This is a genomic window from Massilia forsythiae (genome assembly GCF_012849555.1).
Classification (GTDB): Bacteria; Pseudomonadota; Gammaproteobacteria; order Burkholderiales; family Burkholderiaceae_D; genus Telluria; species Telluria forsythiae.
The window spans coordinates 3756660-3783558 of record NZ_CP051685.1 but is presented as its reverse complement, the minus strand read 5'-3'; the positions used below and the strand labels follow the sequence as shown (position 1 = coordinate 3783558).

Sequence of the window (26899 nt, the reverse complement as noted above, 5' to 3'; positions counted from 1 at the left end):
AGTTTGTCACACAAAACCACCGCACCGCCATTCGGGGTCAGGGCCGAATGCCGATTCGGGGTCAGGGCGGAATACGGGCGGTTTTCATCGGTAGGGCACGAGCCCGAGCACGAACGCGAACAGCGCCGCCGCCGCTGCTGCGCGCCGGCGCGGATGAGGCTAGAATCATGGGTCCGGCGTCCCTCCCGCCCCACGTCTCCTGCCGCTCATGCCATCCTTCCTGCAACGGTCCACCGCTTCCCTGCGCCGCCTGGCGCCCGACACCTTCACCCTGTGGCTGCTCGGCACCGTCGCGCTCGCCAGCGTGCTGCCCTGCAGCGGCCAGACCGCGGTGGTGCTGGGCAAGGTGACCACGGTCGCCATCGGCCTGCTGTTCTTCCTGCACGGCGCCAAGCTGTCGCGCGAAGCCATGCTGTCCGGCCTGACCAACTGGCGCCTGCACCTGCTGGTGCTGGCCTCGACCTTCGTCATGTTCCCGCTGCTCGGGCTGGCCCTGAAGCCGCTGGCCGGCAGCGTGATCGACGCCAACCTGTACATCGGCATCCTGTTCCTGTGCACCCTGCCCTCGACCGTGCAGTCCTCGATCGCCTTCACCTCGATGGCGCGCGGGAACGTGGCGGCGGCGGTGTGCAGCGCTTCGGCCTCCAACTTCGTCGGCATCTTCGTCACGCCGCTGCTCGTGTCGACCCTGATCGTACGCGGCTCGGCGCACGGCCCCGGCTCGACGCTGGATGCGGTGTGGAGCATCGTCGAGCAGCTGCTGCTGCCCTTCCTGGCCGGCCAGTTCCTGCGCCCGTGGATCGGCAAATGGGTCGACCGCCACAAGCCGATGCTGAAGATCGTCGACCAGGGTTCGATCCTGCTGGTGGTGTACACCGCCTTCAGCGAATCGGTCAACGAGGGCCTGTGGCACAAGCTGTCGCCCGGCTCGCTGGTGACGCTGGGCGTGGTGTGCGCGCTGCTGCTGGCGGTGGCGCTGGCGCTGGCTACCTGGACCAGCCGCCGCCTCGGCTTTTCGCGCGAGGACGAGATCACCATCGTGTTCTGCGGCTCCAAGAAAAGCCTGGCCAGCGGCGTACCGATGGCCAAGGTGCTGTTCGCGCCGGGCGCGCTGGGCATGGTGATCCTGCCGGTGATGCTGTTCCACCAGATCCAGCTGATGGTGTGCGCGGTGCTGGCGGCGCGCTGGGCGCGCCAGGCGGAGGCGCGCGCGCTCGAGGCGGACGCGGTGCAGCGCGGTCTGCCGCTATAATCGCATCACACCGGGAGGACGGCCTCCCCCATCGTGGAACATGTCCGGGACGGCCCGGCTCTTGCAAGGAGAGCCGCATGCGCTCGCATTTCACTTCCGTCCTGTCCGCCAACCTCGCCTGGATCCTGTTGCTTGCCGCCGGCCTGCTCGAAGTCGTGTGGGCCTACACGCTCAAACTGTCGGACGGCTTCGGCAGGCTCGCTCCCTCGCTCGTCACCCTGGCCGCCATGGCCGCCAGCTTCGGCTTGCTGTCGGTCGCGATGCGCAGCCTGCCGCTGGGCACCGCCTACACCGTCTGGACCGGCATCGGCGCCATCGGCAGCTTTGCCGTCGGCATCGTCGTGCTGGGCGAAGCCGTCACGCCCATGCGCCTGTGCGCCGCCGCGCTGATCGTCGGCGGGCTGGTGTTGATGAAATTGTCGTCGGGACATTAACGAAATTCGGGGTCAGAGCACTTTGCACGGCCGATTCGGGGTCAGAGCACAATGCGCAGTGCAGCCGAAACACGACACTGCCGGTTTCGCGAGCACCCGCTTCCCTCTGAAGCAGGATGCTACTTTGTTTCCGTAACATTGATCGACAAAGTGCTCTGACCCCGAAATGCAGCGCCAATGTGCTCTGACCCCGAATTGACTGCGCCATGGCGGTCAGGGGGTGTGCCAGCCGCCGCCGAGGGACTGGATCAGGGCGATGGCGGTGGTCTGGCGGTCGGCCTGTACCTGCACCAGGGTGCGGCGGGCGCTCAGGGCGGTGATCTGGGCCTGCACCACCTCGGTGTAGCTGACCTGGCCGGCCTTGTAGCGGTTGGTGATCTGCTGCTCGACCTTGTCGGCGGCTTCCGAGGCCTGGCGGCGCAGGTCTTGCTGCTGGGCCAGCACCTGGGTGGCGGACAGCTGGTTCTCGACGTCGGCGAAGGCGGCCAGCACGGTCTGGCGGTACAGCGCGGCGTAGCGCTCCTGCTGGGCGCGCGCGCTGTCGACGGCGGCGCGGGTGGCGCCGGCGTTGAACAGGGTCTGCGCCGCCGACAGGCCGAACGACCAGGCCGCGGCCGAGGCGTTGAACAAATCGCCCACCGTGGTCGCGGCGGTGCCGTAGGATGCGCTCAGGCCGATGTCGGGGAAGTAGGCCGAGCGGGCGATGCCGATCTGCTCGTTGGCGGCGGCCACCGCGCGCTCGGCGGCGGCGATGTCCGGGCGGCGCTGCAGCAGCGTCGACGGCACCCCGACCGGTACCGCCGGCACGACCGTGTTCCACGGCGCCGGTGACAGCGCGAAGTCGGCCGGCGCCTTGCCGACCAGGACCGCGATCGCGTGCTCGAGCTGGGCGCGCTGGCTGCGCAGGCCGAGTTCGTCGGCGCGCGCCGTGGAGAGCTGGGTCTGCGCCTGGTAGACGTCCGAATGCGGCACGATGCCGACGTCGAAGCGGTTGGTGGTGATCTTCAGCTCGCGCTCGTAGGCGGCGATGGTCGTATTCAGGATCTCGCGCTGGGCGTCGATCGAGCGCAGCGACAGGTAGTCCAGCACCAGCTCGCCCTGCGCCGACAGGCGCGCCGACGCCAGGTCGGCGGCGCTGGCTTCGGCGCTGGCGCGCGCGGCATTCACGCCGGCGCGCAGGCGCCCCCACACGTCCGGCTCCCAGCTGCCGCCGATCGACAGCCGGTAGTTGTTGCCGACACTGCCGCCGCCGCTGCCGCCGACGATGTTGCCGTTGGTGTCGACACTGGCGCTGCCGCCGCCGCCGCGCGTGCCCGAGCGCGTGCCGGAACCGCTCAGCGACACGGTCGGGAACAGCGCCGCGCGCTGCTGGGCCACCAGCGCGCGCGCCTGGGCATAGGCGGCCACCGCGGCCGCCACATTCTGGTTCGAGACCTCGACCTGGGACGCCAGCTGCGACAGCAGCGGATCGCCGAACAGGTCCCACCACGGCCCGCGTTCGAGGGCATCGGCCGGCGCCGCCGGGCTCCAGCCCTGCAGTTCCTTGAAGGCGGCCGGCGCCGGCGTGCTCGGGCGCTGGTAGGTCGGGCTGACCGAGCAGCCGGCGGCCAGCACGGCGCAGGCCAGCGCCACAGCGTTGAGTGCCGGACGCAAGGCGGGACGGAAGGAGGATTTGTTGCGCATCGCTGCTTTCATGCTCATAAGGTCAGGAATGGGTGGGCGCCGGCTGCGCGTCGTGCGGGTGGCGCGCCAGTTCGTGCTCGTCGGGCTTGCGGCTGCGCAGCTTGTCGAGGTAGACGTACACCACCGGCGTGGTCAGCAGGGTCAGCACCTGGCTGGCCAGCAGCCCGCCGATGATGGCGATGCCGAGCGGCTGGCGCAGTTCGGAGCCTTCGCCGAAGCCGATCGCCAGCGGCAAGGCGCCCAGCGCCGCGGCGAGGGTGGTCATCAGGATCGGGCGGAAGCGCAGCAGGCAGGCTTCGCGCACCGCCTCGGTGGCGGAGATGCCGCGCGCGCGTTCCGCCTCCAGCGCGAAGTCGATGATCAGGATGGCGTTCTTCTTGACGATGCCGATCAGCAGGAACACACCGATCAGCGCGATGATCGAGAAGTCCAGCCGGAACATCAGCAGCGCCAGCACCGCGCCCACGCCGGCCGACGGCAACGTCGACAGCACGGTGACCGGGTGCACCAGGCTTTCGTACAGGATGCCCAGCACGATGTAGATGACCACGATCGCCGCCAGGATCAGCAGCGGCTGCTGCTTGTTCGATTCCTGCGCCTGCTTGGCCTGGCCCTGGAAGCTGCCGCGCACGTTGTTCGGCATGCCGATGTCGGCCTCGGCCTGGCGCACGGCCGCCTGCGCTTCCGACAGCGAGACGCCCTGCGCCAGGTTGAACGAGATCGTGGTCGACAGTTCGCCGTCCTGGTGGTTCACCGAACTCGGAGTCGAACGCTCGGCAAAGCGCGCGATCGCCGACAGCGGCACCATGGTGGTGGCGCGGGTCGACAGCGCCGAGCCGCTGGACGGGTCGCGCGCCGCGGTCAGGTTGGTGGAACTGGTCGGGGTGCCGCCGCCACCGCTGGTGGACGCGGTAGTGGCGGTCGCCGTCGAGCTGGCCGTGGCGGTGCTGGCGGTACTGGTGGCCGCGGTGGAAGTGGTGGAAGCGGCAGCGGCCGGCACGTAGACGTCGTCCAGCGCTTCCGGCGACTGCGCATACTTCTGCGCCACGCCCATGATCACGTGGTACTGGTTCAGCTCGTCGTAGATGTTGGCCACCTGGCGCTGGCCGAAGCCGTTGTACAGCGCATTGTCGATGTCCTTGGCCGAGATGCCCAGGCGCGAGGCGCTGTCCTTGTCGATCTCGACGTAGGTCTCCACGCCGTTCTCGGCCTGGTCGGTGTCCACGTCGATCAGCTCCTTGCGGGTGCGCATGGCGTCGGCCAGCCTGGTGGCCCAGTTGCGCAGGTCGACGCGGCTGTCGCTCTTCATCGTGTACTGGTAGGTCGAATTGCTCTGGCGCCCGCCCATGCGCAAGTCTTGCACCGGGTTCAGGAACAGCTGCACGCCGGTGACCTTGGCCAGTTGCGGGCGCAGGCGCGCGATCACGGCCTGGCCGCTCTCTCCCTTCTTGCGCTGCGAGGCCGGCTTCAAATTGACGAACATGAAGCCGCCGCCGGCGCGCGAGCCGCCGGTGAAGCCGACCACGGTGTCCACCGCCGGGTCGCGCCGGATGATGTTGACCAGTTGGTACAGCTTGCCCTGCATGGCCTGGAACGAGATGCTCTGGTCGGCGCGCATGCCGCCGTTGATCTGGCCGGTGTCCTGCTGCGGGAAGAAGCCCTTCGGCGCGCTTGAAAACAGGAACACGTTCAGGCCGACCACGAAGGCCAGGATCAGCATCACCAGCAGCTTGGCATCCAGCGCCCAGTCGAGCGCGTGCTCGTAGCCTTTCAGGATCTTGTCGAAACCGGCCTCGGACCAGCGCGCCAGGCGGCCGGGCTGCTTTTTCCTTTCGCCTTCCTTCGGCGGTTTCAGCAGCATGGCGCACAGCATCGGCGTGGTGGTCAGCGAGATGACCAGCGAGATCATCACCGCCACCGACAGCGTCACCGCGAATTCGCGGAACAGGCGCCCGACCTGGCCGCCCATGAACAGCAGCGGGATGAACACCGCCACCAGCGACAGGCTGATCGACAGCACGGTGAAACCGACTTCCTGGGCGCCCAGCAGGGCCGCCTTCATGCGGTCCATGCCCTCTTCCACGTGGCGGCTGGTGTTTTCCAGCACCACGATGGCGTCGTCGACCACGAAACCGGTGGCCACCGTCAGCGCCATCAGCGACAGGTTGTTGAGCGAGAAGCCGAGCATGTACATCACGCCGAAGGTGCCCAGCAGCGAGACCACGGTGGCCACCGCCGGCACCACGGTGGCGCGCACGCTGCGCAGGAACACGCTCACCACCAGCACCACCAGCAGGATCGAGATGCCCAGCGTGGCCTCGATCTCGTGCAGCGACGAGCGGATCGAATTGGTGCTGTCCGAGGCCACCTGCAGGCTGACGTCCTGCGGCAGTTGGGCCTGCAGCGACGGCAGCAGCGCGCGCACGCCGTCCACGGTCTCGATGATGTTGGCGCCCGGCTGGCGCGTGACCAGCACGATCACCGACGGCTGGCCGTTGAACAGGCCGAGCGTGTTGATGTTCTCGACGCTGTCGGTCACGTCGGCGATGTCCTGCAGGCGGATACCGGCGCCGTCGCGCCAGGCCACGATCAGGCCGCGATAATCCGCCGCGGTGCGGCCGCCCGTCGGGGTGTTCGCCTGCGAATAGATCTGAAGGCGCATGCCGCTGCCTTCGAGCGCGCCTTTCGGGCGGTTCGGATTGCTGGCCTGGATGGCGGCGCGCACGTCTTCGCTGGACACGCCGTAGCGGTTCAGCAGGTACGGGTTCAGGTCGACGCGCACCGCCGGCAGCGAGCCGCCGCCGATCTCGACGTCGCCCACGCCCTTGACCTGGGCCAGCTTCTGCTGCACCAGGTTCGACACCTCGTCGTAGATCTGGCCGGGGCTGCGGGTCTTCGAAGTCAGCGCCAGGATGATCACCGGCGCGTCCGACGGATTGGCCTTGCGGTAGGTGGGGTTGCTGCGCAGCGTGGACGGCAGGTCGGCGCGCGAGGCGTTGATCGCGGCCTGCACCTCGCGCGCGGCGGCGTCGATCTGGCGGTTCAGCTCGAACTGCAGGCTGATGCGGGTCTGGCCGTTGCCGCTGTTCGAGGTGATCTCGTTGACGCCGGCGATGGTCGCCAGGCGCCGCTCCAGCGGCGTCGCCACCGACGACGCCATCGTGTCCGGGCTGGCGCCCGGCAGGTTGGCGCTGACGGAAATCGCCGGAAAATCCACCTGCGGCAGCGGCGACACCGGCAGCACGAAAAAGGCGGCGATGCCGGCCAGCGCCAGCCCGATCGTCAGCAGGATGGTGGCGATCGGCCGGTTGACGAAGGGCTTCGACAAATTCATGCGTCGGCCTCGCGCGCATTCACCGGCGGTTTCAGCAGGGCCGGCTCTTGCGGCTGGTGTTCATGCGGCGGCTTGCCCTTCTGCCCGCCGTCCGGTCCGGGCTTGGCGCCGCTGTGCGGCTTGGCCGGCGGCTGGCCGCCCCAGCGCCGCGCCAGGCGGTCGAACGACAGGTAGATCACCGGCGTGGTGAACAGGGTCAGCAGCTGGCTGACGATCAGGCCGCCGAAGATGGCCAGGCCGAGCGGCCGGCGCAGCTCGGCGCCCTCGCCCCAGCCGAGCATCAATGGCACGGCGGCGAACAGCGCCGCCAGCGTGGTCATGATGATCGGGCGGAAGCGCAGCATCGCGGCCTGGTGGATCGCGGTGCGCGGGTCCTTGCCCTCGTCGCGCTCCGCCTCGATGGCGAAATCGATCATCATGATGGCGTTCTTTTTCACGATGCCGATCAGGAGGATGATGCCGATGATGCCGATCACGCCCAGGCCCTGGCCGCTGATCATCAGCGCCAGCAGCGCGCCCACGCCGGCCGACGGCAGCGTCGACAGGATGGTCAGCGGGTGGATATAGCTTTCATACAGCACCCCGAGCACGATGTACACGCACACCACCGCCGCCAGGATCAGCCACAGCTGGTTCGACAGCGACGACTGGTAGGCGCCGGACGCACCCAGGAAGGTCATCGTCACCGAGGCCGGCAGCTTGATCTCGGCGGCCGCTTCCTTGATCGCGGCGACCGCCGTGCCCAGCTTCACGCCGGAGGCGGTGTCGAAGCCGATGGTGGTGGCCGGGTACTGCGCCACGTGGGTGATCTGCAGCGGCGCCGCCTGCTCGGTGACGGTGGCGATGGCCGACAGCGGCGTGGCCGATCCGGACCCGGTGCGCAGCTGCAGGTTGGCCAGCGATTCCAGCGACATCTGCTCGTCCTGGCGCGCTTCCAGGATCACGCGGTACTGGTTGGTTTCGGTGAAGATGGTCGAGACGATGCGCTGGCCGTAGGCGCTGTACAGCGCGTCGTCGATGTTGGACGCGGTCACCGACAGGCGCGAGGCGCTGTCGCGGTCGATGTTGACGTAGGCCGCCGCGCCGGTGGCGCCGGCATCGGTCACCACGTTGCGCACTTCCTTGCGGCGCGCCATCGCCGCCGACAATTTGCCGGCCCACTCGGTCACGGTTTTCGTGTCCGCGCCCTCGATCGACAGGCGGTACTGGGTCGGCCCGCTCTCGGCGTCGATGGTCAGGTCCTGGGTCGGCTGCAGGTACAGCGTGGCGCCGGCCACGTTTTGGGTCACGCGGCGGCGCAGGCGCTCCATCAATTCTTCCTGGCCGGCGCGGTCTTCCTTCAGGTTGATCAGCATGGTGCCGGTGTGCAGCATGGTGTTGTTGGCGGCGTCCACGCCGACCGTCGAGCTGATCGAAGCCACGTCCGGGTCGGCCAGCACCTGGCGCGCCACGCGCTGCTGCATCTCGGCCATCGCGGCATACGAGATCGCTTGTCTCGCTTCCACGCGCGCCTGCAACTGCCCCGTGTCCTGGGTCGGGAACAGGCTCTTCGGGATGAAGGTCCACAGCAGCGCGGTCAGCGCCACCGTGCCGAGCGCCACCAGCAGCGTCAGGCCCTGGCGTTCCAGCACCCAGTTCAGGCTGCGGTCGTAGTGCTTGATGACCCAGTCGAAGAAGCCCTGGAATTTCTTGGCGAAGCCGCTTTCGTGCGACTTGTCTTCCTGCTTGAGCCAGCGCGCCGACATCATCGGCACCAGCGTCAGCGAGACCACCGCCGAAATCAAGATCGTGATCGCCAGCGTCACCGCGAATTCGCGGAACAGGCGGCCGACCACGTCGCCCATGAACAGCAGCGGGATCAGCACCGCGATCAGCGATACCGTCAGCGAGATGATGGTGAAGCCGATCTGGGTCGCGCCCTTGAGGGCCGCGTCCATCGGCTTCTCGCCTTCCTCGATGTAGCGCGAGATGTTCTCGATCATGACGATGGCGTCGTCGACCACGAAGCCGGTAGCGATGGTCAGCGCCATCAGCGACAGATTGTTCAGGCTGTAGCCGAGCAGGTACATCACGCCGAAGCTGCCCACCAGCGAGATCGGCACCGCCAGGCTGGCGATGACGGTGGCGCGGACGCTGTGCAAGAAGGCGAAGATCACCAGCACCACCAGCAGCACCGCCAGCACCAGCTCGATCTGCACGTGCTCGACCGAGGCGCGGATGCCGGTGGTGCGGTCGGACAGCACGTCCAGGCGCACGTTCTGCGGCAGGCCGGCCTGCAGCTCGGGCAGGCGCTCCTTGATGGCGTCCACGGTGGCGATCACGTTGGCGCCCGGCTGGCGCTGCACGTTGAGGATGATGGCCGGCTTCATGCCGGCCCAGGCGCCCAGCTTGACGTTCTCGGCGCTGTCGACCACCTGCGCCACGTCGGACAGACGCACCGGCGCGCCGTTGCGGTAGGCGACGATCAGCCCCTTGTAGTCGGGCACCGTCAGCAGCTGGTCGTTGGCGTTGATGGTGTAGGCGCGCGAGGGGCCGTCGAAGCTGCCCTTGGCGCTGTTGGCGTTGGCGTTGGTGATCGCGGTGCGCAGCGTGTCCAGGCCCAGGCCGTAGGAAGCCAGCGCATCGGTATTCGCCTGGATGCGCACCGCCGGGCGCTGGCCGCCCTGCAGCGACACCAGGCCGACGCCGGTCACCTGGCTGATCTTCAGCGCCAGGCGCGTGTTGACCAGGTTCTGCACCTCGGTCAGCGGCATGGTGTCCGAGGTGATGGCCAGGGTCAGCACCGGCGCGTCGGCCGGATTGACCTTGGCGTACACCGGCGGCGCCGGCAGGTCGGTCGGCAGCAGCGAGCCGCCGGCGTTGATCGCCGCCTGCACTTCCTGCTCGGCCACGTCGAGCGTCTCGCCCAGGCCGAACTGCAGCGTGATCACGGACACGCCGGCGGCGCTGGTGGAACTCATGCGCGACAGGCCGGCCATCTGGCCGAACTGGCGCTCCAGCGGCGCGGTGACGGTGCGCGCCATCACTTCCGGACTGGCGCCCGGATACAGCGTCTGCACCTGGATGGTCGGGAAGTCGACCTGCGGCAGCGCCGACAGCGGCAGCAGTTTATAGCCGACCAGGCCGGCCAGCACGATCGCCAGCATCAGCAGCGCGGTGGCGACCGGGCGGCGGATGAAGGGTGCGGATGGACTCATGGCTGCTCCCGGCGCGCGCGTTGTTCAAACCTCATTGCGCGCTGCCCTCCTGCTGGCGGCGGCGCTGCTGGCGGTCGCCCGCGCCCGTGCCGCTATGCGCGCCCGCCGGACGGTCGCCCGGCAGCGTCACCTTGGCGCCATCCTTGAGGCGGTCGGCGCCTTCGGTGATCACGGTCTCGCCGCCCTGCAGGCCTTCGGTGATCTGCACGCGCTCGTTGGCGGCCTGGCCGCGCTTCACGTTGGTCAGCGCCACCGTGCGGTTCTGCTGGTTCAGCACGTACACATAGTCGGCGTTGGAACCGTGGCGCAGCGCCGTCACCGGCACCGTCACGGCATTCTTGATGGTATTCACCTGCAGCTTGACGTTGACGAACTGGCTCGGGAACAGCTTCAGCCCCTCGTTGCCGAAGCGCGCCTTGGCGCGCACGGTGCCGGTCTGGGTATCGACCTGGTTGTCGAGCGCCATGAAGCGGCCCTCGGCCAGCTTGTCGGTGCGGGTGCGGTCGAGCGCGCTGGCGGCCATGGTGGCGTTGTCGTTGATGCGCTGCTGCAGCGCCGGCAGCTGGTCCTGCGGCACCGCGAACTCGACATCGATCGGCGATTGCTGGGTGATCACGGCGATGCCGGTGCTGTCGCCCGAGCTCACCAGGTTACCGATGTCGACCGTGCGCAGGCCGACGCGGCCGGCGATCGGCGCGCGCACCTGCGTGTAGCCGAGGTTGATCTGGGCGATGCCCTCGGCGGCGCGGTCGGTGGTGACGGTGCCTTGCAGCTGCTTGACCAGCGCCGCCTGGGTGTCGACGTCCTGGCGCGCGATCGAGTCCTGGTCCAGCAGCGTGCGGTAGCGCTGCAGCAGCACCTGTGCGCTTTCCAGCTGCGCCTGGTCGCGCTGGCGCTGGCCGGTGGCCTGCAGCAGCGCCATCTGGGCCGGACGCGGATCGATCATCGCCAGCACCTGGCCGGCCTTGACCAGCTGGCCCTCCGTAAAATTGATCTTCTGCAGCACGCCCGATACCTGCGGGCGCACGGTGGCCACCGCCGCCGGCGTGACCGTGCCCAGCGCGTCGAGGATGATCGGGATATCGGTGCGCTCCGCCTTGCCGACGCCGACCGTGGTGGCCGGCGCGCCGCGGCGCCCGCCGCCCTGGCCGCCGCCGGGGCCGCCCGCGCCCGGCCCGCCGCCGCCCTGCCCGGCCTGGCCCTGCGCCCCCGCCCCGCCCTGCGGATCGCGGTGGGTCAGGTGCCAGGCCAGCGCACCGAGCCCGGCCATCGCGAGCACCGCGACGATGGTGCCGATCACGCGCGAGCGGCGCGAATGCTTGGGCTGGGTGGAAGTCTTTTCCTTGTCGGGTGTGACGGTCGAATCCATGCTGGTCCTTGGCGGGCGGGCGTGCGAATGCACGATAAAAAAAGTCCAGCGACTGTAGCATGGCGCGGGCCGCGCTTATGTTTCATTTCGTATAGAAGATAGCCGGAGCGGCAATATCGGCGGCACGGCGGCGTGCGTCGGCGGCGGGGGCTTTACACGATTTGACACCGATGACTGCCTGAAGGCGGGAAATGGAAACAAAAACGGGCGCAACAGCCGTTGCGCCCGTCATGCCGGCAGGGGTTTGCCGGTGTACATACTGTTACAAACCCATACCCCGTCGTCCCCGCGAAGGCGGGGACCCATACTGAGCGACCAAATTCGATATATCGGAAATTACTCGAATACTTTGACGATGCCGACTTTGTAGACTCAGCATGGGTCCCCGCCTGCGCGGGGAGTCGTTTCAGGCAATGCCTGGAACGACGGTTTTTGGGCCATCAACTCAAAACGCCTTCAAGGAATCTCGCACAAGCAATGCGTCACCGCCGCGAACGGCTCGCGCCGTGCGGCCACGCGCGACAGCCAGCCGAGGTCGCGCGCCACGCCGCCCACGGCGCCGGCCGACAAGGCGGTGGACGCCAGCGCCGCGTCGGCGGCCGGGTCCGGCAGCAGGCCCAGTTTCACCTGCACGTTCAGCACCTGCACGTCGGAAAAGCCGAGGCGTTCCAGGAAGCGCTCGGCCAGCGAGCCCGGACGTTCGGCATAGGCCACGCGGAAGTCGTCGCCCAGGTGGGCGCGCTTCGCCGCCGAACGCAGGGCGTCGTCGTAGCTGCCCAGGCGGTCGACCAGGCCGCGCTCCCTGGCTTGCGCGCCGGTCCACACGCGGCCCTGGCCGACGGCGTCGATCTTTTCCGGCGAGGTGCGGCGCGCGATCGCGGCCTTGGTGGTGAATTCGTCGTACACGTGGTTGATGCTGGACTGGATCAGCTGGCTGAAGCGCGGGTCCAGCGGACGCAGCGGGTTGTAGGCGTCGGCCAGCCAGGTGGTGGTCACGCCGGCGGTGTGGATGCCCAGCTTGTCGCCCACCTTTTCCGCGGTCGGCAAGATCGCGAACACGCCGATCGAGCCGGTCACGGTCGACTGGTCGGCGATCACCTCGTCAGCCGCCATCGAGATCCAGTAGCCGCCGGAAGCGGCCACGTCGCCCATCGACACCACCACCGGCTTGCCGGCGGCGCGCGCCAGTTCCAGCTCGCGCCGGATCAGTTCCGAGCCGAAGGCGCTGCCGCCCGGCGAATTCACGCGCAGCACGATCGCCTTGACCTGCTTGTCCTCGCGCGCGGTGCGGATCAGGTTCGAGGTGGTCTGGGCGCCGACCATGCCGGGGCCGCCGGTGCCGTCGGTGATGTCGCCGGCCGCGACCACCACCGCCACCGCGTCGCCGGTCATCTTCGGCTGATGGCGGCCGACGTAGTCGTCCAGGCCGACCTGGCGGAAGGTCTTGTTGGCCTCGTCCCAGGCGCCGCGCTTGACCATCATGGCGCGCACTTCGTCGCGGGTCTTGACGCCGTCGATCAGCCTGGCGTCGAGCGCCACCTTGGCGGCGTTGCCGTTGGCCGCCGCCATCAGCTGCGGCAGCTGCTCGATGCCGGCCGCCAGCGCGCCCGGCGCCAGCTTGCGCGCCTTTTCCACCTCGTTCGTGTAGTTGGTCCACAGGGCGTTGTACAGGAAGCTGTCGGCCTCCTGCGCCGCCGGCGACGGGCCGTTGCCGATGTACGGCTCGGCAAAGCTTTTATACGTGCCCACCTTGATCAGGTTGACCGTGACGCCGACCTTGTCGAGCGCGTCGCGGTAGTAGTTGCGGTGGTGGCCGAAGCCCTCGATCATCACCATGCCCATCGGGTGCAGGTAGACCTCGCTGGCGTGCGACGCCACCAGGTAGCGCTTCTGGTCGAAGCTGCCGCCCCAGGCCACCACCGGCTTGCCGGCCGCTTTCACCCGCTCGACCGCGGCGCCGATCTCGCGCAGCGAGGCCAGGCCGCCGCCATCCAGTTCGTCCAGCAGCAGCACCACGCTGTTGATGCTGGCGTCCTTGGCGGCGCTGTCCAGTGCGGTGAGCACGTCGCGCAGCTGCACCAGGTGGCGCGCATTACCGCTCAGGCCGGCCACCAGCGAATCGCGCACGCTGCCGGCGCGTTCCTCGACCAGCTCGCCCTTCAGGTCCAGCACCAGCGCCGTCTTCGGCGCCAGCGGTTTCAGGCCGCCGCCGAAGATCGCCCACAGCAGCACGATCAGGAACAGCAGGAACAGCAGGTTCAGCAGGAAACGGCGGGTGGCGTCGAGGCCGCGCCAGAACGCGCCGATTCCGCGGCGCAGGGAAGACTTGGGCTTGGATGACATCGAAACTCCGCTTGGTTGAAATTGGATTGGGCCGGTCAGCCGGCGAGCTTGCCGGAAACCGCCGGGGCGGCATCGGCATCGGCAGCGGCCTCGGCGTCCGTGCGGCGGCGCGAGATCGCCAGCAGCCCGGCGAACACCAGCGCGCCGTTGACGATCAAGAGTTCCAGGCCGAGGCGGTAACTGCCGAGCAGGATACGCTGGTTAAACTCCAGCAGCGCGCACAGCAGCGGCGCGCCGACCGTCACCAGCGGCACCAGGCGGTCCGCCAGCACGCGCCGCGTGAACATGCCGAAGGCGAACAGGCCCAGCAAGGGACCGTAGGTATAGCCGGCCAGTTTGAGGATCACGTTGATCATGCTGGGATTGTCCACCAATTTGAACACCAGCACTATCACCAGGAACAGCAGCGCGAACGCCAGGTGCACGCGGCGGCGCAGGCGCACGCGGCCGGCTTCGGACAGGTCGGTGCGGCGCTGGATGCCGAGGATGTCGATGCAGAAGGTGGACGTCAGCGCGGTGATGGCGCCGTCGGCGCTCGGGAACAGCGCCGAGACCAGCGCGACCAGGAAGACGATCTGCACCGCCGCCGGCAGGTGGCCCATCACGATCGTGGAAAAGATCTTGTCGCCGCTCGCCGTCACGCCCACCGTGGGCGCAACCAGGTACAGCAGGCCGCCCAGGAACAGGAACGAGCACAGCACCACCACCAGCACCGCAGTCAGGGCGAGCAGGTTCTTCTGCGAGTCGCGCAGGGTCTTCACCGAGATCGTCTTCTGCATCATTTCCTGGTCCAGGCCGGTCATGGTGATGACGATGAAGATGCCGGCCACGATCTGCTTGAGCCAGAAGCCGGGGCTGTTCGCATCCAGCGTGAACACGCGCGCCAGCCCCTGCTCGTGCATGCGCGCCAGCGCCTGCGCCGGCGACAAATCGAGCTGGCCGAGCAGCCAGGCCACGCAGGCGAACAGGCCGAACAGCATGCAGCTGGTCTGCAGCGTGTCGGTCCAGACGATGGTCTTGACGCCGCCGCGGTAGGTATACAGCAGGATCATGCCGAGGATGACCAGGGTGGTCAGCCAGAACGGCACGCCCAGGCTGTCGAGGATGATCGATTGCAGCACCGCCACCACCAGGTACAGGCGCGCGGTGGCGCCGAACAGGCGCGAGAGGATGAAGAAGCCGGCCCCGCTCTGGTAGGCGCGCCGGCCCAGGCGCACGTCCAGGTAATGGTAGATCGAGGTCAGCCCCATGCGGTAATACAGCGGCAGCAGCAGGTAGGCCACGGCGACGTAGCCGGCCACGTAGCCGATCAGGATCTGCAGGTAGCCGAAGCCGTCGGCGCCGACCGCGCCCGGCACGCTGATGAAGGTGGCGCCGGACAGCGTGGTGCCGACCATGCCGAAGGCGACCAGCATCCAGTTGCTGCTCTTGTTACCGATGAAAAAGGCGTTGTTGTCGGCATGGCGCGCGGTGGCCCAGGCGACGCCGAGCAGCAGCGCGAAATAGCCGATCAGGATGCAGAACAGTAAAGCTGGAGACATGCCGAAGAATCAATGTGGTCGAACCGACCGGCAATATACACCATGGCCCGCAGCCGCCCGGACGGCGCTGCGGAAGGCGTCAATGGACCTGGTGCCCGGACGCCGCTTCGCTCAGCAGGGTATCCACGCGCGCCGGCTTGACCAGGTGCGCGTCGAAACCGCAGGCGGCGCTGCGCGCGCGCGCCTGGGCATTGCCCCACGCCGTCAGCGCGACGATGCGCGGCGCCGGCAGCCAGGCGGCGCGGCGCAGCGCGGTCGCGACTTCGTAGCCGTCCATTTCCGGCATGCCGATATCCAGGAACACCACTTCCGGCACGAATTCCCTGGCGACGGCCAAGGCCTCGCGGCCGCCATGCGCCACGGCGACGGCGTAGCCCTGCAGCGACAGCAGTTCCGCCACCAGTGCGGCGGCATCCGAATTGTCGTCGACGACCAAAACACGGCGGGAAGAATAGAGCTGGCCCATGGCTTGCCTATCAAAAATTTCGCTGTATGTGCCGATTATATGCCCGAGTCGCATAATATTGACAACTGTTGCATTCAATCGAACGCCGGTCCCGGCTGTCCGGCCGCGCGGCGACAGGCATGCTCAGCGAATTGAATGTAAAATCATGCCCGCAACATCGACATGCCGTTCGCCCAGCCCCGCGGCAGCATACCGCGCCTCCGGCGCACGCGCCGTGCGGCCGCGGTCCATCAACGTCCGCACGCCGGCTTTCCATCGAGCACTTCATGAACCTGGCTACCGACCAAAATTGCAATGAGCGCGGCTTGTCCGCAACGGCGCGGCAATTCCTCGCCCTGCGCGATGCGACCATGACGCGTTGGGAACGCGAGATCCGCTCGCGCGTCGAAGGCGCCGACGCCCTGCGCAGTCCGGTGCTGACCAACACCCTCCCGGCGTTTTTCGACAATATCGCGGAAGCGCTCAGCCCCGGCCATTGCCGCCAGGATGCCACCAGCAACACCAACGCCGCCGCCGTCCACGGCAGCGAGCGCGCGCGCATGACCCCGTTCGGCCCCGACCAGGTGATCCACGAATACCAGATCCTGCGCGAGTCGATCGCGGCGGAAGCGGACGGGCGCGTCGCGCTGACGGCGGCCGACTGGAACGTCATCGACCGCTCCATCAACCATGCGGTGCGCGAAGCGGTGCGCGAATTCGTGCTCATCCAGGACGACCTGCGCCGCAAGCTCGCCGCCTCGCTGTCGCACGACATGCGCACGCCGCTGGCGGTGATCATGAACGGCGCCGAAGTGGTGCAGATCGCGTCCGATCCCGCCATCGCCAGGCGCGCCGCGGCCAAGATCGCATCCAACGCGCAGCGCCTGGCGCACATGATGACCGAGCTGCTCGACGCGCTGACCTCGAACGCCGGCGAACAACTGCCGCTCGAACTGTCTGCATTCGACATGGCCGACCTGGTCGCCGAAGTGTCGGCCGAGTACCGGCAATCGGGCGGGGTCGAGGTCTGCGCGCGCACCGAGCCGATCCACGGCTTCTGGTGCCGGCGCACCATGCGCCGCGCGCTGGAAAACCTGATCAACAACGCCATCAAGTACGGCGACGGCGGCGCTGTCGGCATCGTGGCGGCACATACCCGCGGCCGCCTGATGCTGTCGGTGCACAACACCGGCAACCCGATCCCGAAGGAGCGCTACGGACCGATCTTCGACTACCTCACGCGCGACGGCGCCGCCGCAGCGGCCGAGGGCTGGGGCGTGGGCCTGCCGTTCGTCAAGCGCGTGGCCGAGAGCCACGGCGGCAGCATCGCCGTGGACAGCGCGCCCGAGACCGGCACCACCTTCCTGATCGACATACCGGTGGATTGCACGCCCTTCGTCGGCAGCGCCAGCGGCCATTCGCTGGCGGCGCGCTAGCGCACGCCCGGCAGCAGCGTCAACCAACCATGCGAACGACGATTTCCAATGGCTAAGCTCCTGATAGTCGACAGCGATTCCGAGGTGAGCGCAGCGGTGCGCGACATGATGCGCCTGAAGGGGCACGAGGTCGCCGTGGCGCGCACCGCCGCCGAAGCGCTGGCGGTCCTGGCGCAGCAGCGGGCCGACGTCATCTTCACCAACATCGACCCGGTCGACCAGCACGGCCGGGCGTTCGCGGCGGCGGCGCGCGCGCTGCAACCCCTGGCCGCCCTGGTCACGACCAAGGCAAGCGCGGCGCAAGGCGGCGTACCGGACGGATTCGACATGGCGCTGCCCAAGCCGTTTTCGCTGGACGAAGTCGAAGCCGTGATCGCATTGCTGCAGGCAAAACACACCTGGCGCCACGGGTAGCGCGGCGCCGGCTGCGCGGCGCATGGCGCACGCGGCCGCAACCCGTCAGCCCTGCGGCGGCGCGTCGATCAGCGCCTGGATGCGCGCCGCCATGGTGTCCATCGCGAACGGCTTGGTCAGCACCGCCATGCCCGGATCCAGGTGGCCGTTCCTGATCACGGCGTTTTCCGCGTACCCGGTAATGAACAACACTTTCAGGCCGTGCCGCTGGACGCGCGCGGCATCCGCCATCTGGCGGCCGTTCATGCCGCCCGGCAGGCCGACGTCCGTGATCAAGAGGTCGATCGCCCGGTCCGACGCGAGGATCTTCAGGCCCTCCCTGCCGTCGGCCGCCTCGATCGCCGCATACCCGAGTTCTTCCAGGATGTCGACCACCAGCATGCGCACGGTGGCGTCGTCGTCCACCACCAGCACCGTGGCGCCGCGCTGCGCATACGGCAGCGCGCCCTCCCCGGCGGCCGCGCCGGCATCGGCTTCGCCCCGGCGGCGCGGCAGGTAGATGCACACGGTGGTGCCCTCGCCCACTTCCGAGTAGATGCGCACCTGGCCGCCCGATTGCTGGGCGAAACCGTAGATCATCGACAGGCCCAGGCCGGTGCCCTCGCCGATCGGCTTGGTCGTGAAGAAGGGTTCGAACGCGCGCGCCACCACTTCCGGGGTCATGCCGGTGCCGCTATCGCTGACGCACAACGACACGTAGTCTCCTTCCGGCATGTCGAGCAGGCGCGCCGCGCGCGCATCGAACCACTTGTTCATGGTTTCCACCGTGACGCGGCCGCCATCCGGCATCGCGTCGCGCGCATTGATGCACAGGTTCAGCAAGGCATTCTCGAGCTGCGACGGGTCCACCAGCACCGGCCACAACCCGGCCGCGCCCACCACCTCCAGCGCGACGGCGGGGCCGACGGTGCGCTGGATCATGTCCTGCATGCCGCCCACCAGCCGGTTGACGTCGGTGAGTTTCGGATCGAGCGTCTGGCGCCGCGAGAACGCCAGCAGCCGGTGCGTCAGGGCGGCGGCGCGCCTGGTCGCGCCCTGCGCCGCCGTGAGGTAGCGGCCGAGATCGGCGAGACGCCCCTGCTGCATCCTCATCTGCATCAGCTCGATGGATCCGGAAATGCCGGCCAGCAGGTTGTTGAAATCGTGGGCCAGGCCGCCGGTCAGCTGGCCGACCGCTTCCATCTTCTGGCTCTGGCGCAGCTGTTCTTCGGCCTGTACCAGGCGCTCGGCGGCTTCGCGGGATGCGGTCACGTCGCGCCCGATGGCAAAGATCTCATCGCCGCCCGGCGCCGCCGCCCACTGGATCCAGCGGTAGCTGCCGTCCTTGTGGCGGAAACGGTTCTCGAAGGACGGCAGCGCATTGTTCTGCGCCAGCCCGAGCGCCGCCTGCGTCGCCGCGCTGTCGTCCGGGTGCGCCAGGTGCGCCGCGCCGATACCGGCGAGCTCGGCCGGCTCGTAGCCGAGTACCGTTTTCCAGGCCGGATTCGCGCGCCGGTAGGTGCCGTCCGGGGCCATGACGACCATCAGGTCCGGCGAAATGTTCCACATGCGGTCGCGTTCGGCGGTACGGGCCTCGACCTCGCTTTCCAGCCTGGCGTTCAGGTCGTGCAGGTCCAGTTCGGCGCGCCGCCGCTCGCTCGCCTGGCGCAGGCGGTCGGCGGCGTCGCGCACGAACGCGACCTCGTCGTCGCGCCAGGCGCGCGCGTGGGCATCGTTGACGTACAGGACGGCGACGATGCGCCCCTGCTCGACCACCGGATGGTTGATCAGCGCGCCGACCGACAGCGCCACCAGCGGTTCCGGATCGGCGGCGGTGCGCGGGTCGACGCGCACGTCGTCGATGACCACGGTCCTGCCGGCGCGCAGGTCGGCGGCGTACAGGCCGTAATCGTCCAGCCGGTAGGCGCCGGCCAGCGAGGGGAAGCCGGACGCGGTCCAGTCCTGCGGCACGGTGAAGGTCTGGTTGTCCGCGGCCACCAGGCCGTAACCGACCCGGCCGGCCTCGAGCGTGGCGCCGATGACGCCGGTCGCGGCCGCCTGCATGGCGGCGACGTCCTGCAGGTCGCGCAGGCTGTCGCTCAGCTGCAGCAGGGCCGTGCCGAATGCCTCCGCCTTCTTTTGCGCCTGATCGCGCCGGCGCTGCTCCGACACGTCCTGGAAGGTGCAGATCGCCCCCTGCAGCACGCCGTCCTGCAGGATCGGCGTGGCCCGGTACTCCACCCACAGCGGCGCCCCATGCAGCGGAAAGAACAGTTCCTCCTTCACATGGGCGGGAATGCCGGCGCTGGCCGCCAGGTAGATCGGACAGTCGGCCTCGGCATAGGGCGCACCGCCCGGGTGCGAATGGTGGATCAGGTCGTGCAGCCTGCTCCCGACCACGTCCTCGACCCGGGCGAAGCCCATCATGCGCAGGAAGGCGGCGTTGCAGGTGGTGGTCAGGCCGTCGCGGTCGACCGCATAGAAACCTTCGCCGATCGTGTCCAGCAACAGGCGCAGGTTGGCTTCGTTACCGCGCAACATGCCGTTCAGCTGGCGCAGGTGGTCCTCGCTGTCCTTCAGCCGGGCATCCTTGGCGCGCCGCAGCGTGATGTCGCTGAACAGGACCGCGACCACGCGCTTGTCCGGGTCGCCGACGCGGTAGGCGAACACTTCGTAGCGCCGCCCGAGCGCCTGCGACGGCAGTTCGAAGCGCGCCGACTCGCCCGTCAGCGCGATGCGGGCGTAGATGTCGAACCAGTGCTGCTCGTGCTGCGGCAACAGGTCGCGCACCCAGGCGCCGACCGCGTCCGCCAGCCCGGTGTGGCGCTCGAACGCGGCGTTCGTTTCCAGGAAGCGGTAATCGATCGGCCTGGCGTCGTCGCCGCAGCGCACTTCGATCAGGCAGAAGCCCTCTTCCATCGCATCGTGCAGGGTGCGGTAGCGGTCTTCGCTTTCCACCAGCGCGGTGGCGACCTCGTGCTGCGCGGTGCGGTCGCGCAGGATCTTCATGTAGCCTTCCAGCTCGCCGCGCTCGTTACGCAGCGGCATGATCTCGCCATTCCCCCAGAAGCGCGAACCGTCCTTGCGCAGGTGCCAGCGCTCGTCGATGCCGCGCCCGGTGCGGATGGCGGCGCTCATCTCGGCGGCCGGGATGTGCGCATCGACGTCTTCCGGCGTGAAGATCATCTGCGCCGGCCGGCCGATCGCCTCCCTGGCCGACCAGCCCATGACGTTGGCGGCGCCGACGTTCCACGAGGTGATGACGCCGTGCAGGTCGAGGCCGATGATGGCGTAGTCGACCGCATTGTCGATGATCAGGCGGGCTTGGCGGTCGGTGATGGTATGGCTGTCGGGCATGGGCGGGCGCCGTCCGGGGCGCGATGGAAGGGGAACGGTATGGCGGAGCGCTGCCTATTGCTTGCAGACGCAATGGGCGACAGGATACACAATATCGTATGGACAGGACAATCCGGAAAGGCGGGCGCTGCCCGGCGGCCGGCGCCGGTTGCAGCGATGCCACAAGCCGGCGCCGCCATCCCGGCGCTGCGCCCGGGAACGAGGATCAGATGCCCTGGCCCGGCATGCGCTCGAACGGGCCGATGCAGGCGGCCATGGTCTCGTCCTGGCACATCACGAAGCGCGCGCCGGACGGGTGGAAGCGCAGGAAATTGGTGGCGCGCGTGCCGACCTTCATGATCTCGCCCGAGCAATCCTGCTTGCCGTTGTCCTTGACGATGCGGTCCTGCAGCTTGTAGAAGCCCCTGGCGCTGGGTTTGACGTCCACGGTGAACTCGCTCTCGGAGATCTCCTGCGCGCTCTTGACCAGCGTGGTGCCGTCGCCGCGGAAATGATAGGTTTCCGAGCAGCCGAGCTGGGGGATGCTCAGGGTCCAGATGCCGAGCAGCGGATGGGATGCGGGCGGGGCGGTGGCAGCGGATGCCGGCGCCGCGCATGCCGGCTGCAGCGCCGCCGACACAAGACAGGCAGCGGCAAATGCGGCGGCCAGCGCAACGGGCTGGCGCGCGATCGATGCGGAGGGCGTTCGCATGGCGGCTCCTGGCAGTGGCAGACGGAATGCAGGGACGCCGGCGCCCCTGCATTGTCATTATTGCACACGGGCGGCGCCGGCCGGCGCGCCGCGCGCGGGCGGATCAGCCGTTTTCCGGCGTGGCCTTCGGCTTGGCCGGACGGCGCGAGCGCGCGGCCGGCTTGCGCGACGGCGCCTTGTGGGCCGGACGCGACGACTTCTTGCGCGCTGCCTGGTCGGCCTGGGCGTCCTCGCCTTCGCCCGGCTCGGCGTCCGCGGCAACATCGGTGCCGAGCGCCGCAGTGCCGGCCGCCGCGGTTTCGACCGCCGCGGTGTCGACCGCCGCAGCCGTCGCCGCGGCGCCGTCCTGCTGGTGTTCCGGCTCGGCGGCGCCCGCTGCCGCGCCGTCGCCGCTGGACGATGCGCTTGCCGGCGCGCCGGCGGCATCGGCCGGCGGCGTCACGGCGGCCGGCGTGGCGGCTGCGGCGGTGTCGGCGCCCTGTGCACCGGCATCCTTGCGCGCCGCCGTCTTGCGCGGTGCGCGCGGGGCGCGGCGGCGTTCCTTCGGCGACGGCGTGACGTCCGCCGGCGGCTGCTGCGCGCCGGGCACCTGGTCCGCCGCGTCCACCGCCCGGGAGGCAGCCTCCGGCTGGCCGTCGCCCGCATCCGGCATCGTGGCGGCCGCTGCGGCCGCGGCGGCATCGATCAGCGAAGCCACCGGCGAGGCCTCGACCGGCCCGGCTTCCGCCAGGTCCGGCGTCGGCGCCGTCCACGCGCCCGGCGCCTGCACCGCCGCGTCGTCGGCGCGCACGCCATCGTCGCGCGCGCCCGGCGCCGCAGCGGCGCCGCTGGCTTCGGACGGCTGCTCGGCCTGCTGCTCGCGGCCCTTGCGTCCGCGCCCGCGGCCACGGCCGCGCGCTTCGCGTACCGGCGCTTCCACGGCCGCCGGCGCGGCATCGGCGCCCTGCTCGGCAGCATCCGCCGCTTCCGCGTCGAGGGCGCCCGGCGCTGCCGCCTGTTCCAGCTCCACGCCGCCGGGCATTGCCTCGGCGGCCTGGCTGGTGCGGTACACGTAGGTGCCGGACTTTTCGTCGCGGCCGAATTCGAACAGGCCGCGCGTCTGCGCCTCTTCCAGCAAATTGCCGAAAGTGCGGAAGCCATAATAAGTTTCCGAGAAATCCGGACGGCGGCGCTTCAGCGTGTCCTTCAGCAGCGAGGCCCAGATCTTGCCGGTATCGCCGCGCTCCGAGACCAGCGCGTCGAAGGTCTCGACCACCATTTCCAGCGCCTGCAGCTTGCGCGTTTCCATTTCTTCGCGCTTGCGGTTGGCCTCGTCGGACGGACGGCGCTGCTGCGGCTGGGCGCGGCGCTCGTCGCGCTTGGCGGCCGCGCGCCGCACTTCGCGCGCCAGGTCGTCGTAGAAGATGAATTCGTCGCAGTTGGCCACCAGCAGGTCGGAGGTCGATTGCTTGACACCGACGCCGATCACCTTCTTGGCGTTTTCGCGCAGCTTCGACACCAGCGGCGAAAAGTCGGAGTCGCCGCTGATGATCACGAAGGTATCGACGTGGGCCTTGGTGTAGCACAGGTCGAGCGCATCCACCACCATGCGGATGTCGGCCGAGTTCTTGCCGGACTGGCGCACGTGCGGAATCTCGATCAGTTCGAAATTCGCCTCGTGCATCGGTCCCTTGAAGCTCTTGTAGCGATCCCAGTCGCAATAGGCTTTCTTGACCACGATGCTGCCCTTGAGCAGCAGGCGTTCGAGGACCGGCTTGATGTCGAATTTCTCGTAGTTCGCATCGCGCACGCCGAGGGCGACGTTCTCGAAGTCGCAGAATACCGCCATGCTGATGTTTTCAGAAGATGAAGCCATGAATTGTTGTTGGGTAGTGATGAAGGACAAACTTTGCGGCGATTATACGCAAGGTGACAAAAACCACACCAAAAATGCCGATCATCCCGATTTCTTCACCTTGTCCAAAATTTTCTTTCAACTACCTCATCAATTTCATTGAATCGCATACAATCTTGGTGGTTTGATTGCGCATGTTGCTTCTTCATTGCATGCCGCCGGCGTAGCGCCATTCTCACGGACCTGTTTATTTCCTTTCGCTTTAGTATTGAACATGTTGGAAGTTTCTTCTAGCAGCCCTGCGTGGCCGGCCGACGGCGGCGAACTGGGCGCCATGATCCGTGGTTTCGACTGGTCGTCCACGCCCCTCGGACCGATCGGCGCCTGGTCGCCGGCGCTGCGCACGCTGGTCGACCTGGTGGTGCATTCGCCGATTCCCACGGTCCTGCTGTGGGGTGCCGAACTCATCCAGATCTACAACGACGGCTATGCCAAGGTATGCGGCCCGCGCCATCCGCGCGCACTCGGCCAGCCCAACCGCGAATGCTGGCCCGAGGTCAGGCCGTTCATCGATCCCGTCAATGCGGATGTGCTGCAGGGCCGTTCGCGCCAGTTTTTCCACCAGAGCGTGGTGCTGGAGCGTAACGGCGTCCCAGAGCAAGCCTGGTTCGACCTGGTCTACAGCCCGGCCTACGACGGCGCACGGGTCAAGGGCGTGTTTGCCACCGTCATCGAAACCACCGAGAGCGTGCGCGCCACCCAGGCGTTGCAGTTGAACGACGAACGCTTCCATACCTTCGCCAGCGCCGGCGTGGTGTACAGGATGAGTCCGGACTGGAGCGAGATGCAGCAGCTCAATGGCCACGGCATCCTGGCCGACACCGTGGCGCCGAATCGCGACTGGCTGCACGAGTATATCCACCCCGACGACCAGCCCGGCGTGCTGGCGGCGATCGGCCGCGCCATCGCGTCGCGCAGCGTGTTCGAACACGAACACCGCGTGCGCCGGGCCGACGGTTCGTTCGGCTGGACGCTGTCGCGCGCAGTGCCGATGCTGGATGCCGACGGCGCCATCCGCGAATGGTTCGGCACCGCCACCGACATCACCGAGCGCAAGCGCTCGCAGGAAGAGCTGCGCCGCGCCGACCAGCGCATCGCCCTGGCGCTGGATGCCGGCGCGGTGGCCGGCACCTGGTATTGGGACGTGGTGCGCGACCGCTTCACCGCCGACAGCCGTTTCTCGCGCTACTTCTCGCTCGACCCGCAAGCGCTGCAGCGCGGCGTGCCGCTGGCCCAGGTGGTGCAATCGATCCACCCGGACGACGAACCGATGGTGGCGCGCCTGATCGGCGAAGCCATGGCGCGCGGCGGCCACTACCGCGCCGAATACCGGGTGCGCCAGGGCGATGGCGGCTACCGCTGGGTGGAAGCCAACGGCCACGTCGACCACGATGCGCACGGCCAGCCGCTGACCTTTCCGGGCGTGATCGTCGACATCGAGGCGCGCAAGCAGCGCGAGGCGCGCCAGGCTGCGCTGCTGCACCTGGGCGACCGCCTGCGCCAGGCCGAACAAGCCGACGATGCCGTGCGCATCGCCGGCGCGATCGCCGGCGCCACGCTGGGCGCGGCGCGCGCCGGCTTCGGCCGGGTCGACCGCATCGCCGGCACCATCGAGGTCGCCGACGACTGGTGCGCCGGTCCGGCCATCGGCAGCATCGCTGGGCTGCACCATTTTTCGGATTACGGTTCCTACCTGGCCGACCTGCTGCGCGGCAACACCGTGGCGATCGCCGACGTCGGCGCCGACCCGCGCACCGTCCCTACCCAGGGGGCCATGCATGCACTGCACATCACCGCGCTGCTGAACGTGCCGCTGCTCGGCAGCGGCGGCCTGGCCGCCGTATTCCTGGTAAACGACGAACGTCCACGCGCCTGGAGCGAAGAGGATATCGCCTTCATCAAGGGCGTGGCCGACCGCACCTGGGCCGAAATGGCGCGCCTGGACGCCGCCCGCGCGCTGCGTGAACTCAACCTCGACCTGGAACGCCAGGTGGCCGCCACCACGGTCGACCGCAACCGCCTGTGGCAACTATCCCAGGAAATCATGCTGGTGGCCGGCTTCGACGGCGCCATCACGGCGGTGAACCCGGCCTGGACCGCCGTGCTCGGCTGGCAGGAAAGCGACCTGCTCGGCGCCAACCTGTTCGACCTGCTGCATCCGGACGACCTGGCCCACACCATCGAGGGCGCACAAAGCCTCGACGTGACCGGCGAGCTGGCGCCGAATTTCGAGAACCGCTATCGCCACCGCGACGGTAGCTACCGCTGGATTTCCTGGAACGCCAACAAGGGCGACGGCGTTATCGTCGCGGTCGGGCGCGACGTCAGCGCCGACAAGGCGCGCGCCGCCGCGCTGCTGGAGGCCGAGGAACGGCTGCGCCAGAGCGCCAAGATGGAAGCGGTGGGCCAGCTCACCGGCGGCCTGGCGCACGACTTCAACAACCTGCTGGCCAGCATCGGCGGCAGCCTGGACCTGCTCGGCCTGCGCGTCCGCATGGGCAAGACCGACGACCTGGCGCGCTTCGTCGACATCGCCCAGGGCGCGGTGAAGCGCGCCGCGGCGCTGACCCACCGGCTGCTGGCGTTCTCGCGGCGCCAGCCGCTGGATGCGCGCGCGGTCGACGTCGAACGGCTGGTGGCGGGCATGCTCGACATGGTCCGGCGCAGCATCGGTCCGGAAATCACGCTGGACGTGACCGGCCAGCCGGGATTGTGGCCGACGCTGGCCGACCCCAACCAGCTCGAGAACGCCCTGCTCAACCTGTGCATCAACGCGCGCGACGCCATGCCGGACGGCGGCCGTCTGTATATCGGCATGGCGAATACGGTACTGGAAGCGGACGAAGCGATGGGTTACGAACTGCCCGCCGGCGACTACGTGCGGCTGAGCGTGCGCGACACCGGCACCGGCATGACGCCGGAAGTGGCGGCCAAGGTGTTCGACCCGTTCTTCACCACCAAGCCGATCGGCCAGGGCACCGGCCTGGGGCTGTCGATGATCTACGGCTTCGCGCGCCAGTCGGGCGGCCATGTGCGCCTCGACTCCAGCCCCGGCCGCGGCACCACCATGCACCTGGTCCTGCCGCGCTGGCACGGCGATGCGGGCATGGCGGACGATGGCAAGGCCGTCCCGGCAACGCCGGCGGTGCAGGACGGCATCGCCGTGCTGCTGGTCGACGACGAGGCGGCGCTGCGCGGCCTGATGGCCGAGGCGCTGATGCGCTTGGGCCACCACGTGATCGAGGCCGGCAACGCCGTCGGCGCCCTGCGCGCGTTGAATACCGGCGCCACGGTCGACCTGCTGGTCACCGACATCGGCCTGGCCGGCGGCACCAACGGCCGCCAGCTGGCCGAGGCGGCGCGCCAGCTGCGTCCCAGCTTGAAGGTGCTGTTCATCACCGGCTATGCCGAGGCCAAGCTGGTCGAGCGCAGCAGCATGGACGACGGCACCCAGCTGATGACCAAGCCGTTCGCGCTGGATGCGCTGGCGCAGCGGGTGGCGCAGATGGCCGCGCAGCCGGCGCGCTGAG

15 protein-coding genes are annotated in these 26899 nt (G+C 68.7%); 5 read left to right on the top strand and 10 right to left on the bottom strand.

Annotated elements, in window-relative coordinates; all coding sequences use genetic code 11:
• Window positions 1-208: 208 nt before the first annotated feature.
• Together HH212_RS16230 and HH212_RS16225 are read left to right on the top strand one after the other, a co-directional pair.
• The gene (locus HH212_RS16230) at window positions 209-1252 is read left to right on the top strand and encodes a bile acid:sodium symporter family protein (RefSeq protein ID WP_170203418.1); all 1044 of its coding nucleotides are present in this window, start codon (window positions 209-211) and stop codon (window positions 1250-1252) included.
• Between the two features lie 77 nt (window positions 1253-1329).
• Window positions 1330-1686: a DMT family transporter gene (locus HH212_RS16225; RefSeq protein ID WP_170203417.1), complete on the top strand. Its 357-nt coding sequence runs from the start codon at window positions 1330-1332 to the stop codon at window positions 1684-1686.
• A gap of 213 nt (window positions 1687-1899) precedes the next feature.
• On the opposite strand, the gene HH212_RS16220 is transcribed toward HH212_RS16225, so the two are convergent.
• The 7 genes from HH212_RS16220 to HH212_RS16190 form a co-directional block, all read right to left on the bottom strand.
• Window positions 1900-3369, bottom strand: coding sequence for an efflux transporter outer membrane subunit (locus HH212_RS16220; RefSeq protein WP_170203416.1), 1470 nt, complete (start codon window positions 3367-3369; stop codon window positions 1900-1902).
• A gap of 22 nt (window positions 3370-3391) precedes the next feature.
• Window positions 3392-6703, bottom strand: coding sequence for an efflux RND transporter permease subunit (locus tag HH212_RS16215; protein WP_170203415.1), 3312 nt, complete (start codon window positions 6701-6703; stop codon window positions 3392-3394).
• Window positions 6700-9900, bottom strand: coding sequence for an efflux RND transporter permease subunit (locus HH212_RS16210; protein ID WP_170203414.1), 3201 nt, complete (start codon window positions 9898-9900; stop codon window positions 6700-6702). The genes HH212_RS16215 and HH212_RS16210 overlap by 4 nt, the downstream gene beginning before the upstream one ends.
• Window positions 9901-9931: 31 nt before the next feature.
• Window positions 9932-11269, bottom strand: coding sequence for an efflux RND transporter periplasmic adaptor subunit (locus HH212_RS16205; protein ID WP_170203413.1), 1338 nt, complete (start codon window positions 11267-11269; stop codon window positions 9932-9934).
• Window positions 11270-11725: 456 nt separating this feature from the next.
• On the bottom strand, window positions 11726-13612 hold the full coding sequence (gene sppA, locus HH212_RS16200; protein ID WP_170203412.1) for a signal peptide peptidase SppA: 1887 nt from the start codon (window positions 13610-13612) through the stop codon (window positions 11726-11728).
• A gap of 35 nt (window positions 13613-13647) precedes the next feature.
• Window positions 13648-15153: a sodium:solute symporter gene (locus HH212_RS16195; protein WP_170203411.1), complete on the bottom strand. Its 1506-nt coding sequence runs from the start codon at window positions 15151-15153 to the stop codon at window positions 13648-13650.
• A gap of 79 nt (window positions 15154-15232) precedes the next feature.
• Window positions 15233-15619 (bottom strand): response regulator, encoded by a 387-nt coding sequence (locus HH212_RS16190; RefSeq protein ID WP_170203410.1) that lies wholly within the window; start codon window positions 15617-15619, stop codon window positions 15233-15235.
• A gap of 266 nt (window positions 15620-15885) precedes the next feature.
• On the opposite strand from HH212_RS16190, the gene HH212_RS16185 reads away from it, so the two are divergent.
• Entirely contained in the window at window positions 15886-17034 is a 1149-nt protein-coding gene (locus HH212_RS16185; RefSeq protein WP_170203409.1) for a sensor histidine kinase, read from the top strand.
• A gap of 48 nt (window positions 17035-17082) precedes the next feature.
• The gene (locus tag HH212_RS16180; protein WP_170203408.1) at window positions 17083-17448 is read left to right on the top strand and encodes a response regulator; all 366 of its coding nucleotides are present in this window, start codon (window positions 17083-17085) and stop codon (window positions 17446-17448) included.
• 45 nt (window positions 17449-17493) lie between these two features.
• On the opposite strand, the gene HH212_RS27750 is transcribed toward HH212_RS16180, so the two are convergent.
• The 3 genes from HH212_RS27750 to HH212_RS16165 all read right to left on the bottom strand — a co-directional run bounded on the left by HH212_RS27750 (window position 17494) and on the right by HH212_RS16165 (window position 23330).
• Window positions 17494-20784, bottom strand: a complete 3291-nt coding sequence (locus HH212_RS27750; protein WP_170203407.1) for a PAS domain S-box protein — start codon at window positions 20782-20784, stop codon at window positions 17494-17496.
• Between the two features lie 205 nt (window positions 20785-20989).
• Complete coding sequence (locus tag HH212_RS16170; protein ID WP_229217312.1) at window positions 20990-21475, bottom strand: hypothetical protein; 486 nt, start codon at window positions 21473-21475, stop codon at window positions 20990-20992.
• Window positions 21476-21578: 103 nt separating this feature from the next.
• Entirely contained in the window at window positions 21579-23330 is a 1752-nt protein-coding gene (locus HH212_RS16165) for an NYN domain-containing protein (protein WP_170203406.1), read from the bottom strand.
• A gap of 253 nt (window positions 23331-23583) precedes the next feature.
• Between HH212_RS16165 and HH212_RS16160 the strand changes: the two genes are divergently transcribed.
• The gene (locus HH212_RS16160; RefSeq protein WP_170203405.1) at window positions 23584-26898 is read left to right on the top strand and encodes a PAS domain-containing protein; all 3315 of its coding nucleotides are present in this window, start codon (window positions 23584-23586) and stop codon (window positions 26896-26898) included.
• Window position 26899: the final 1 nt, after the last annotated feature.

Excerpts from the sequence above, each read along its gene's own strand:
- sppA (WP_170203412.1), bottom strand. The coding sequence starts at position 13,612 with ATGTCATCCAAGCCCAAGTCTTCCCTGCGCCGCGGAATCGGCGCGTTC.
- HH212_RS16225 (WP_170203417.1), top strand. The coding sequence starts at position 1,330 with ATGCGCTCGCATTTCACTTCCGTCCTGTCCGCCAACCTCGCCTGGATC.
- HH212_RS16205 (WP_170203413.1), bottom strand. The coding sequence starts at position 11,269 with ATGGATTCGACCGTCACACCCGACAAGGAAAAGACTTCCACCCAGCCC.
- HH212_RS16210 (WP_170203414.1), bottom strand. The coding sequence starts at position 9,900 with ATGAGTCCATCCGCACCCTTCATCCGCCGCCCGGTCGCCACCGCGCTG.
- HH212_RS16170 (WP_229217312.1), bottom strand. The coding sequence starts at position 21,475 with ATGCGAACGCCCTCCGCATCGATCGCGCGCCAGCCCGTTGCGCTGGCC.
- HH212_RS27750 (WP_170203407.1), bottom strand. The coding sequence starts at position 20,784 with ATGCCCGACAGCCATACCATCACCGACCGCCAAGCCCGCCTGATCATC.
- HH212_RS16215 (WP_170203415.1), bottom strand. The coding sequence starts at position 6,703 with ATGAATTTGTCGAAGCCCTTCGTCAACCGGCCGATCGCCACCATCCTG.
- HH212_RS16220 (WP_170203416.1), bottom strand. The coding sequence starts at position 3,369 with ATGCGCAACAAATCCTCCTTCCGTCCCGCCTTGCGTCCGGCACTCAAC.
- HH212_RS16160 (WP_170203405.1), top strand. The coding sequence starts at position 23,584 with ATGTTGGAAGTTTCTTCTAGCAGCCCTGCGTGGCCGGCCGACGGCGGC.
- HH212_RS16190 (WP_170203410.1), bottom strand. The coding sequence starts at position 15,619 with ATGGGCCAGCTCTATTCTTCCCGCCGTGTTTTGGTCGTCGACGACAAT.
- HH212_RS16180 (WP_170203408.1), top strand. The coding sequence starts at position 17,083 with ATGGCTAAGCTCCTGATAGTCGACAGCGATTCCGAGGTGAGCGCAGCG.
- HH212_RS16165 (WP_170203406.1), bottom strand. The coding sequence starts at position 23,330 with ATGGCTTCATCTTCTGAAAACATCAGCATGGCGGTATTCTGCGACTTC.
- HH212_RS16195 (WP_170203411.1), bottom strand. The coding sequence starts at position 15,153 with ATGTCTCCAGCTTTACTGTTCTGCATCCTGATCGGCTATTTCGCGCTG.
- HH212_RS16185 (WP_170203409.1), top strand. The coding sequence starts at position 15,886 with ATGAACCTGGCTACCGACCAAAATTGCAATGAGCGCGGCTTGTCCGCA.
- HH212_RS16230 (WP_170203418.1), top strand. The coding sequence starts at position 209 with ATGCCATCCTTCCTGCAACGGTCCACCGCTTCCCTGCGCCGCCTGGCG.